Here is a 9,943-nt window from a genome sequence, read left to right as displayed (position 1 = left end):
GCGGGCTCGCCTGGGCGGGCCTGTGGGGCGTGGTGATCGCCGGACTGGTCGGCACCTGGATGGAGCTGTTCCTCAAGTCGCCGTGGACGGCGGTGTGGGACTCGTTCCACCCGCGAGGCCGGACGCGATCAGCTGGCGCGGCGGGTACGTCCCCCCACGGGCATCGGGCGCACCAGACCCAGGGCGACCACCTCGTTGGCCAGCCGGGTGCGCCGGTTCTGCCCCTCCGGGATGCGGAACTTCTGGTACAGCCTCAACAGATGCTGCTTCACCGCCGCCTCGGTGACCACCAGGGCCTCGGCGATGTCACGGGCCGTGGCCGGGGCCACGAAAGCCTCCTCCGACAGCGCTGGCTGGCACAGGGCGGTGAGCACGTCCAGCTCGCGGCGGGTCAGCTCGGGCGCGGCGCCCCGGCGCAGCTCGATGTCGGGGCTGAGCTGTTCGGTGGGCAGCCCGCCGACCCGGCAGCGGGCTCCGCCGAAGCTCACCACGTCGCCCTCCTCCAGCACCCGGCGGGCGATGGGGCGGCCGTTGACCCGGGTGCCGTTCCGGGAGAGTCCGAGGTCGACGACGTACACGTAGGGCCCGCGTCGGACGAGTTCCGCGTGCAGCTGGGACACGCTGGGGTCGGTCAGTCTGATGTCGGCGCCCTCACCCCGGCCCACCGTGGTGACCTCGTGGTGGAGGGGCCGGACGTCACCGGTCTCCTCCAGGCGAAGGTGCGGACCGTCCACGGTGGCTCCTCCCGAGCTGCTGGGGCGCGGCCGGTGGGGGTGCGGCCTACGGTGGTGGAGGGTCTGTTGCCGGGGGGTGGCCGTTCGGTCGCCACGTCGAGTGGGCTTCATGGGGGTGGTCCTCGCTCACCGGTGCGCTCATCAACACCTGGGTTACCCGGCTGGTACACGTTCTACGCGCTTACTCCGGAGTTAGGCGGACAAGACGGGGAATTACGGCGCTGTGGCCGAACCGGAAGCGGGAAACGGACACGGGTGCCACCCGAGGGGGAGGAGTCCGTTTCCGTGAGCCCTGGGGCTTCGGCTGCGCCGTTCACTACAATGGACACGGCCCCTCCATGATGACGCCGTCCCTGTTCTCGCGGGGCGCGCGGAGCCGCCGGGAACATGAGCCACGCTGGAGTGCCGCTCGGTTTCGGACAGTCCCGCGGCGGCGTGTGGCCGGTCTGTGCCAGTCGGGGGCCACGGGTACGAGCCGCACGGCGGCCAGGCAATTCGAAAGCGAACGGGTCGGGACGCGGTGGACGACGCTGAGCAGGTTGAGGTGGCGCGGTCGGACGGGGACAACCCCGCCGACGGTTCGGGCGGGAAGGGCGGTGGCCGCCCCAAGGTGCCCTACTGGCTCTCCCAGGTGCCCTACGCCCTGGTGCTGTCGGCGCTCGCGGCGGGGATCGTGGTGGTCGCCGCCGCCTACTTCAAGCGGGGTCCGGCGATCATCGCGGCGGCCCTGCTCCTCGCGGCCACCTTCAGGCTGGTGCTCCCCAAGGACTGGATCGGCCTGCTCGCGGTGCGTCGCAGATGGGTGGATCTGCTCACTCTGGTGGCGCTCGCGGTCCTTCTGATCGTCTTGGCCTGGGTGGCGCCGCAACTCTCCGCCTAGGCGTCGAATAAGCTTGATGTCGAGATACCGCGACACCGAACAAGCACCGCCTCCCGGGAGCACGGACACCGGGCGGGATCAGGTGATCGCCGCGGGCGCGGACCGGAACCGGCCACGAACCGGAACCGGGCCCCGCCTCACGAGGCGGTAGCGAGCACCGAAGGGACAGCCACACAGCCATGGCCAAGATCAAGGTCGAAAACCCCGTAGTCGAGCTCGACGGCGACGAGATGACCCGGATCATCTGGTCCTTCATCAAGGACCGCCTGATCCTCCCGTACCTCGACATCGACCTGAAGTACTACGACCTCGGTATCGAGGAGCGCGACCGCACCGACGACCAGGTCACCATCGACGCGGCCCACGCCATCAAGAAGTACGGCGTCGGCGTCAAGTGCGCCACCATCACCCCCGACGAGGCCCGCGTCGAGGAGTTCGGCCTGAAGAAGATGTGGCGGTCGCCCAACGGCACCATCCGCAACATCCTCGGCGGCGTCGTCTTCCGCGAGCCCATCATCTGTGAGAACGTGCCGCGCCTGGTCCCGGGCTGGACCAAGCCCGTCATCATCGGCCGCCACGCCCACGGCGACCAGTACAAGGCGACCGACTTCAAGGTCCCCGGCCCCGGCACGGTCACCATGACCTACACCCCGGCCGACGGCAGCCAGCCGGTCGAGTTCGACGTCGCGAACTTCCCCGAAGAGGGCGGCGTCGCGATGGGCATGTACAACTACCGCAAGTCCATCGAGGACTTCGCGCGGGCCAGCCTCAACTACGGCCTGGACCGGAACTACCCGGTCTACATGTCCACCAAGAACACCATCCTCAAGGCCTACGACGGCATGTTCAAGGACGTGTTCGAGGAGGTCTTCGAGAACGAGTTCAAGGAGAAGTTCGCCGCCGCGGGCATCACCTACGAGCACCGCCTCATCGACGACATGGTCGCCGCCGCGCTCAAGTGGGAGGGCGGCTACGTCTGGGCGTGCAAGAACTACGACGGTGACGTGCAGTCCGACACCGTCGCCCAGGGCTACGGCTCGCTGGGCCTCATGACCTCGGTCCTGCGCACCGCCGACGGCAGCGCCGTCGAGGCCGAGGCCGCCCACGGCACCGTGACCCGTCACTACCGCCAGCACCAGCAGGGCAAGCCCACCTCGACCAACCCGATCGCGTCCATCTTCGCGTGGACCCGCGGTCTGGAGCACCGGGGCAAGCTGGACAACACCCCGAAGGTCGTCGAGTTCGCGAACACCCTCGAGGACGTCGTCATCAAGACCGTCGAGGGCGGCCAGATGACGAAGGACCTGGCTCTGCTGGTCGGCTCCGAGCAGGAGTGGCTGACCACCGAGCAGTTCCTCGCCGCCCTGGACGAGAACCTGAGCAAGCGTCTCGCCTAGTGCCGGGACCCGTCGCACCGTCCTGAGCCGACGGTCGCGGTGAGACCTTGGCCACGCCCGGGCGTCCCCGTGAGGGGGCGCCCGGGCCTCGTCGTCTCCGGGGGTCGCCGCGAGGGGTCAAGACGCACGAAACGCGGTGTTCGCGGGGGTTCGGGGTCCCGGGGCGGCCGAAGTTCCCGGGTGTCTTTCCCGTGTTCGGGCCACATCCGGGCTCCGGTGGTGGGAGGATGACGGAGTGGAGAGGGGTCCTCCGGCGCCTGGTGCGACGTAGGACACGTGAACACGATTCGCCCCTTTCGCGAACTTTGACCTATTGTGGAGACACGCCGGTGAGAACCGGCAGGCCAGAGCGGGTTTTCGCCCCTCGGCCACCACGAGCCGACGTGCCGGCCGTGCGCCCGCTGGGGGGTAGGCGCGCACAGTACGGAACGTCACGAAGAAGGGCCCGTCACTCCGGTGACGGGCCCTTCGCTTTGCCCGGGCGATGCCCGGCCGTCAGTCCTCGATGGCCTCCTCGGGGATGACCTCACCGTTGCGCATGGCCTCGAACATCAGCTCGGACCTCCCCTCGTCCCACAGCACCACCGACCCCACACCGTCCAGCGTGGGGGTGCTGCCCACCGGCACGGCGGTCGTCTGGGTGCCGCCGCGCATCGCCAGCAGCATGCTGGCCAGGTGGCGCAGCTTGTCGCCCTCGTCGACCATGAACGTGTCCGTGCCCGCCAGCACCAGCGGCACCGACTTGAACGGGTTGAACATGGTCGAGGGGGCGCTGGCCTCCTGGATCAGCGCCGAGAAGAACTCGCGCTGGCGCTGGATGCGGTCCAGGTCGGCACGCGGGGTGGCGCGGGTACGCACGTAGCCCAGCGCGGTGCCGCCGTCCATCTCCTGGCAGCCCGCCTCGATGTCCAGACCCGCCTTCGGGTCGGCCATCGGCTCCTCCGGGCACAGCTCCACGCCGCCGACCGCGTCGACCAGGTCCACGAAACCGCCCATGCCGATCTCCACGTAGTGGTCGATCCGCACGCCCGAGGCCTGCTCGAAGCTCTGGACCAGCGGGGCCGGGCCGCCGCAGACCTCCTCGCCGTCCTCGCCGGTGCCGCACACCGAGTCGGCGAACGCGGTGTTGATCTTGTTGTCGGCGTAGCCGGGGATGGCCATGGGGACGTAGGAGTCGCGCGGCACGCTGACGATGGTCGGATCGCCGTCGCGCGGCATGTACAGCACCATGATCGTGTCGGTGCGGCGGCCCTCGGCGCGACCGGTGGCCAGGTCCCGGATCTGGTCGTCGTCCAGGCCGTCACGGCTGTCGGAACCGACGATCATGTACGTGGTGCCGGGCTGGCGGTCCGGGCGCCCCTCGTAGTCCTGGAGGGCGTCCACGCGCTGGAGCCGGGAGTCCGCCCACAGGTAGAAGGCCGTGGGGACCACCAGCAGCAGCACGAGGACCAGCACGGCGGTGGTGCGCGCCGTTTTCATGCGGCGCTCGCGGGCACGGCGCTGGTGACCGCGGCCGTCGTACTCGCGCCCGGCGCTGTGGGTGCGGCGCTTCTTCGGGCGCAGCGGGGGGACCTGGTCGGCCGGGGGGAGTCGGCGGGTCTCGCCCACCGACCTCTGCTCGGACTCGCGGGGCCGGTACAGCCGCTCGAACTCGTCCGGCCTGTCTGGGTCGCCCCCGCGCCGGAACACGCCCGCGCTGTCGTGTTCGCCGTTCGGGCCCGGCCCTTCCCGGTACCGTCGATCAGCCATCGATTCGCCTATCTGCTCCGTGCCCTGCGGCCCTCGGATGTGTCGTACGTCCCTTGTGATCGCTGACAGGGTAGTCGGGTTCTCCCCGATCTCCTCCGGCGCCCGGGGTCATCCCCGGCGGGAGGCCCCGTCCGAGGGCACCAGGGCGCGTATCCGGGGCGGGGGCCAGCCGCGCCCCGTGAACGCCTCCCGGACCGCCGACCCCAGCCCGGCCACCCGGCCCTCGGGGACCAGGGCGAACGCGGTCCCGGCCCACCCGGTGCGGCGGGCGCCGCGCGCACCGGCCCGGGCTGCGGTCTCCACCGCCAGCTCCACGGCGGGAAGGCGCAGGCCGAAACCGCGCAGGGACAGGTGGGACGCGGACAGGACCGGTCCCGTCTCCGCCGCGCGCCCCGCGCGCAGCAGGCCCACCGCCGCGTTGAGCCGGTGCACCTCGGTCACGGCGTACTCCACACGTTGGCGCAGCGCGGGGTTCTGGAGGCGGCGCAGCGCGGCGGGCAGGTCCTGGACGGAGCGCAGCGGGCCGAGGACCTCCTGGGCGCGGGCCAGCTCCGCGGCGCGCGGCGGGCGCGGGTCGCGCCGGGGCAGGGCGCCGGTCTCCACGACCACCAGACGCTGTCCGGCGGCCTCCAGGTCGAAGGGCAGCACCGTGGTGCGGCCGCTGCCGAGGTTGGCCCGCACCGCGTGCCCGGCGCGGGCGGCCAGCACCACGGCCTGGTCGACGCCGCCGCCCGTGGGGCGGTCGGCGCCCGCGAGGTCGGCGAGCGCCAGGGACACCGCCGCCCCGACCGCCGCCGCGTACCCCAGGGAGGCGTGTTCGGGCAGGCCCGACCCGATGAGGACGCGAACGCCCCTCCCAGGCGCCAGGAGACCGCCCTCGCGGGCGTCGGCCACGGCACGGGCGACCGCGCGGGCGGCGGGGCTACGCGCTCCCAGGCGGCCGTCGGGCGTCGCGACGTGCGCGCGTCTGCCGGGAGCGGTGCCCAGCGCCACCGTGACTCCCCAGGGCAGGGCGACGAAGAGGGCCGCCCCGCCGCTGGCCGCCGTGTGCTCGCCCATGAGGGCGAGCCGCCCCGGGGCGTGCCACACCCCCTCGGGGGCGGTGCCGAACCGCCGGGCGTACCCGTCCCGCAGGTCCGCGTCGGACGGCGCCTCGGGCCAGTCCCCGACCGGCCCCCGAGCACGAGCCCCCAACACCGCGCGCACCCGTGCCCCGGTGACCCCCACGTTCCGCCCCCGCTCTCCTCGGTGATCTCCGTGTCCCAGTCTGCCCGCATCTCGGCACCGGGCTGGCGTGGGGCTTTCGTCCCGAGGGGTCCCCGACGCTAGGGTTGCGGACCCGGTCAGCGATCCGGGAGACGGGGGCGAATCGCGGGAACGAGGCGTCAGGAGCGGCGCCGTGCCGCCGTCGACCCGTTCCTCGACAGGGCGACCCACCCGCGCCGCAGCGCCAGCGGAGACACAAGAAGGAAGACCATGCCTCCACTCTCCGAACGGGCCCTGGACACGGCCCAGCGTTACCGGAACTCGGCGATGGACGGTTACTGGGGGCTGCGGCGCCGGTACCCGTCGGTCGACCACCTGGTGCGCGCCTACGAGCGCTACTCGGACCGCAACGGCACCCAGTTGGCGGGTGCGGTCACGTACTTCACGTTCCTGTCCTTCTTCCCGCTCATGGCGCTGGCCTTCGCGGTGGTCGGCTTCCTCGCCAACCAGCAGGTGGAGCTGACCTCCTACCTGGAACGGGCGCTGGACGACGTCCTGCCGGGGCTGTCGCAGCAGCTGCCGATGGACCAGATCGCGCGGGCCCGGGTGGGCGCGAGCGTGGTCGGTCTACTCGGCCTGTTGTACGCGGGGCTGAACTCGGTGTGGTCGCTGCGCCAGGCCCTGCACGCGATCTGGTTGAAGAGCTTCCGGCAGGGCCCGAACTTCGTGCTGCGCAAGCTCGGCGACCTGCTGGTCATGCTGGGGTTGGGCGGGGCGCTGCTGTTCACGGTGGCCTTCACGAGCTTCATGCAGACGGCCACGGTCTGGCTGCTCTCGCTGGTGGGGTTGGACGGGTCGCTGGTGGCGAACCTGGCGTTGCGGGCGCTGGCCCTGGTGATCGCGATCGCGGTGAACATGTGCGTGTTCGTGTTCATCTTCTCGGTGCTGTCGGGTGACGGGGGTCCCTCGGCGCCGATGTGGCGGGGCGCGCTGCTGGGAGCGGTGGCCTTCGAGGTTCTGAAGTACGCGGCTGCGCTGTTGCTGGCGGGGACGCTGGGGAATCCGGTGTACGCGTCCTTCGCGGTGCTGGTGGGGCTGCTGGTGTGGATCAACCTGGTGATCAGGGTGGTGCTGTTCAGCGCCGCGTGGACCGCGACCTGGCTCGCGGTGCCGCCGCCGTACACCGGGTCCCTGACACCGCCGGAGGAGAGCGGGATGGACTGGACGCGCCCGCGGCCGGTCCTGCGCCCGAGTCCGGAGGCGCTGGCCGAGCGCCGTCTGGCCCAGAGGCTGCTCTCCCTCGGGTTGGCGCTGGTGGGGGCGGCGCTCGCGGCGGGGGTCGCGGCCGTGGCCTCGCGTTCGCGTCGCTGATCGCCAAGGAATCGGAAAGCGATCGGAAAGAACTCGTATTTTACTGTGGGTCGATTCCGTATGCGCGCGGTGTGAGACGGGTAGTCCTCCTCTGTCCCGGATGACCGGTTCGCCGGGGCTAGCGGTGCGTCGGTGGCAACGGCTGTCCCCTCACCTGGAGGTTAGATGGGAATCGCATTCAATTCGTCCGAACGCGCGACGCTCGGAGTCGAGTGGGAACTCCAACTCGTCGACCGGCACAGTCGTCATCTGCGACAGGAGGCGAGCGCGCTCCTCGCCGAACTCCCCGACCTCAGCAGTGAGGCCGCGATCCCCCCGCTGCGGCACGAACTGATGCAGTCCCAGGTGGAGGTGGTGACCGGGATCTGCGAGACGGTCGAGGAGGCCAGGGACGACCTCGGCCGCAGCGTGGCGCGGATGCGGGAGGTGCTGGAACCCCGCGGTGCCACGCTGACCTGTTCGGGTACGCACCCGATCGACCACTGGCGGGACCAGCAGTTCAGCCCGGGGGAGCGGTACGGCGAGCTGGTCGACCAGATGCAGTGGGTGGCCCGCAGGATCTTGACCTGCGGCGTCCATGTGCACGTGGGGGTGCGCAGTCAGGAGAAGGCCATTCCCATCGTGAACGCGCTTGCGAAGTATCTCCCGCATTTTCTTGCTTTGAGTGCTTCTAGCCCCTTTTGGGGTGGTCATGACACGGGACTGGCCTCCGCGCGCTCCGTGGTCTTCGGTGCCCTTCCGACCTCGGGGCCGCCGCCGAACCTCACCGGGTGGCCCGCTTTCGAGGATTACCTCGAAACCCTCCTGAATGCGGGTACCATCGCCTCTATCAAGGAAGTCTGGTGGGACATCCGTCCGCACCCGGATTTCGGCACCATCGAGATCCGGATGTTCGACGGGATTCCCACCTTGCGCGAGGTGGGGATGGCCGCCGCTCTCTCCCAGTGTCTGGTGGAGCTGTTCGACCACCAGCTCGACCGCGGGTACAGCTTGCCGAGCCCGCCGAACTGGGTGGTGAAGGACAACAAGTGGCGGGCCACCCGCTACGGGCTCGACGCTCGTGTCATCACGGACGCACACGGAACCACCGTTCCGATCCGCGACGACCTCCACGAGCTGGTCCGCGAACTGGCGCCGGTCGCCACCCGTCTGGGCTGCGCGGATGACCTGGACACGGTCTCCGAGATCCTGGACAAGGGAGCCTCCTACGAGCGCCAACGGGCGGTAGTCGCCGACGGCGGATCGCTCCGGGACGTCGTGGACCTGCTCTCCGCCGAGTTCGAGGGGGACCCCGCCCGCGCGGCATTTGTCGGCGCGCGATGAGTAGTGACGAAATGGGGACCCTCGCATGCAGGGACGTGACCTGCCGGAGCAGTTGACGGCTTTTCTGGCGCGCCATGAGCGGGAGCTCACGGGATTCCGCCGGGACCTGCACATGCACCCGGAGCTGGCCTTCGCCGAACACCGCACCACGGGCCGCCTGGCCGAACGCCTGCGCCGGGCGGGGCTGACCCCCCAGGCCCTGCCCCAGGGCACCGGCCTCATCTGTGACATCGGCGACGGCCCCGGCCCCATGGTCGCCCTGCGCGCCGACATCGACGCGCTGCCCCTCACCGACGAGAAGGACGTCCCCTACCGCTCCACCGTCCCCGGCGTCGCCCACGCCTGCGGACACGACGTGCACACCACGGTCCTGCTGGCCGCGGGGATCTTCCTCGCCCAGCAGGACCGGGCGGGCGCGCTGCCCGGCCGGGTCCGCCTCCTGTTCCAGCCCGCCGAGGAACTCCCCGGCGGGGCGGTCGAGGTCGTCAGGGCCGGCGGCATGGAGGGCGTGGACCGGGTCTTCGCCCTGCACTGCGACCCCCGCCAGATGGTCGGCAAGGTGGGGCTGCGCACCGGCGGCATCACCGCCGCCTGCGACCAGATCATGGTGCGCCTGTCCGGCCCGGGCGGGCACACCGCGCGACCGCACCTGACCTCCGACCTCGTGTACGCGCTCGGCAAGATCGTCACCGAGCTGCCCGCGGCGCTGTCCCGCAGGGTCGATCCCCGGGCCGGGTTCAGCCTGGTGTGGGGGCGGATCAGCGCGGGCTCGGCGCCCAACGTCATCCCCGATGACGCGGTCGCCGAGGGCACCGTGCGCTGCCTGGACGACGAGGCCTGGCACTCCGCCCCGGACATCCTCAAGGGGCTGGTGGAGTCGGTCGCCTCCGCCTACGGGGCCGACGCCGAGGTCACCTACCGCAGGGGCGTGCCGCCCACCATCAACGAGTCCCGCAGCGTGGAGATCCTGCGCGAGGCCACCACCACGGCCCTGGGAGCGGAGGCGGTCACGCCGACCCCGCAGAGTCTGGGCGGGGAGGACTTCGCCTGGTACCTGGAGCACGCGCCCGGTGCCCTGGCCCGCCTGGGCACCCACTCCCCGGACTGGGACGGCGACATGCTCGACCTGCACCGGGGCACCTTCGACGCCGACGAGCGGGCCATCGGGGTGGGCACCCGCCTCATGGTGACCACCGCGCTCACCTCGTTGTGGGAGGACGCCCCCGGTGGCGTGCGCGCCGACACCCAGGCCCTGGCCTGAGGCCCTGACCGGACCGGCGCCG

Annotated in this window: 8 protein-coding genes and 1 pseudogene; 6 read left to right on the top strand and 3 right to left on the bottom strand. The window is 71.3% G+C overall.

Features of this window, described 5'->3' with window-relative positions; translation table 11 throughout:
* Positions 1 to 95 (top strand): annotated as a pseudogene (locus tag ABZ635_RS24045) (DedA family protein); the annotation flags it as partial.
* 33 nt (positions 96 to 128) lie between these two features.
* Here the strand turns inward: ABZ635_RS24045 and ABZ635_RS24040 are convergent.
* Complete coding sequence (locus ABZ635_RS24040; RefSeq protein WP_357769132.1) at positions 129 to 734, bottom strand: FHA domain-containing protein; 606 nt, start codon at positions 732 to 734, stop codon at positions 129 to 131.
* 520 nt (positions 735 to 1,254) lie between these two features.
* Here ABZ635_RS24040 and ABZ635_RS24035 point away from each other — a divergent pair.
* Entirely contained in the window at positions 1,255 to 1,614 is a 360-nt protein-coding gene (locus tag ABZ635_RS24035) for a DUF3017 domain-containing protein (protein ID WP_357769130.1), read from the top strand.
* A gap of 179 nt (positions 1,615 to 1,793) precedes the next feature.
* Complete coding sequence (locus tag ABZ635_RS24030; RefSeq protein ID WP_357769128.1) at positions 1,794 to 3,011, top strand: NADP-dependent isocitrate dehydrogenase; 1,218 nt, start codon at positions 1,794 to 1,796, stop codon at positions 3,009 to 3,011.
* A 495-nt stretch (positions 3,012 to 3,506) separates the two neighbouring features.
* On the opposite strand, the gene ABZ635_RS24025 is transcribed toward ABZ635_RS24030, so the two are convergent.
* Together ABZ635_RS24025 and ABZ635_RS24020 are read right to left on the bottom strand one after the other, a co-directional pair.
* Positions 3,507 to 4,760: an LCP family protein gene (locus ABZ635_RS24025; protein WP_357769126.1), complete on the bottom strand. Its 1,254-nt coding sequence runs from the start codon at positions 4,758 to 4,760 to the stop codon at positions 3,507 to 3,509.
* A 108-nt stretch (positions 4,761 to 4,868) separates the two neighbouring features.
* Positions 4,869 to 5,987, bottom strand: a complete 1,119-nt coding sequence (locus ABZ635_RS24020) for a galactokinase family protein (RefSeq protein ID WP_357769124.1) — start codon at positions 5,985 to 5,987, stop codon at positions 4,869 to 4,871.
* A 249-nt stretch (positions 5,988 to 6,236) separates the two neighbouring features.
* Between ABZ635_RS24020 and ABZ635_RS24015 the strand changes: the two genes are divergently transcribed.
* The 3 genes from ABZ635_RS24015 (at position 6,237) to ABZ635_RS24005 (ending at position 9,921) form a co-directional block, all read left to right on the top strand.
* The gene (locus ABZ635_RS24015) at positions 6,237 to 7,337 is read left to right on the top strand and encodes a YhjD/YihY/BrkB family envelope integrity protein (protein ID WP_357769122.1); all 1,101 of its coding nucleotides are present in this window, start codon (positions 6,237 to 6,239) and stop codon (positions 7,335 to 7,337) included.
* A 165-nt stretch (positions 7,338 to 7,502) separates the two neighbouring features.
* Positions 7,503 to 8,660, top strand: coding sequence for a glutamate--cysteine ligase (locus ABZ635_RS24010; protein WP_357769120.1), 1,158 nt, complete (start codon positions 7,503 to 7,505; stop codon positions 8,658 to 8,660).
* A 25-nt stretch (positions 8,661 to 8,685) separates the two neighbouring features.
* Entirely contained in the window at positions 8,686 to 9,921 is a 1,236-nt protein-coding gene (locus tag ABZ635_RS24005; RefSeq protein ID WP_357769118.1) for a M20 family metallopeptidase, read from the top strand.
* Positions 9,922 to 9,943 lie beyond the last annotated feature (22 nt).

The organism is Nocardiopsis sp. NPDC007018, from assembly GCF_040635075.1.
Taxonomy (GTDB): domain Bacteria; phylum Actinomycetota; class Actinomycetes; order Streptosporangiales; family Streptosporangiaceae; genus Nocardiopsis.
The sequence above is the reverse complement of the archived record's forward strand: the minus strand, read 5'-3'. Positions and strand labels throughout refer to the sequence as shown.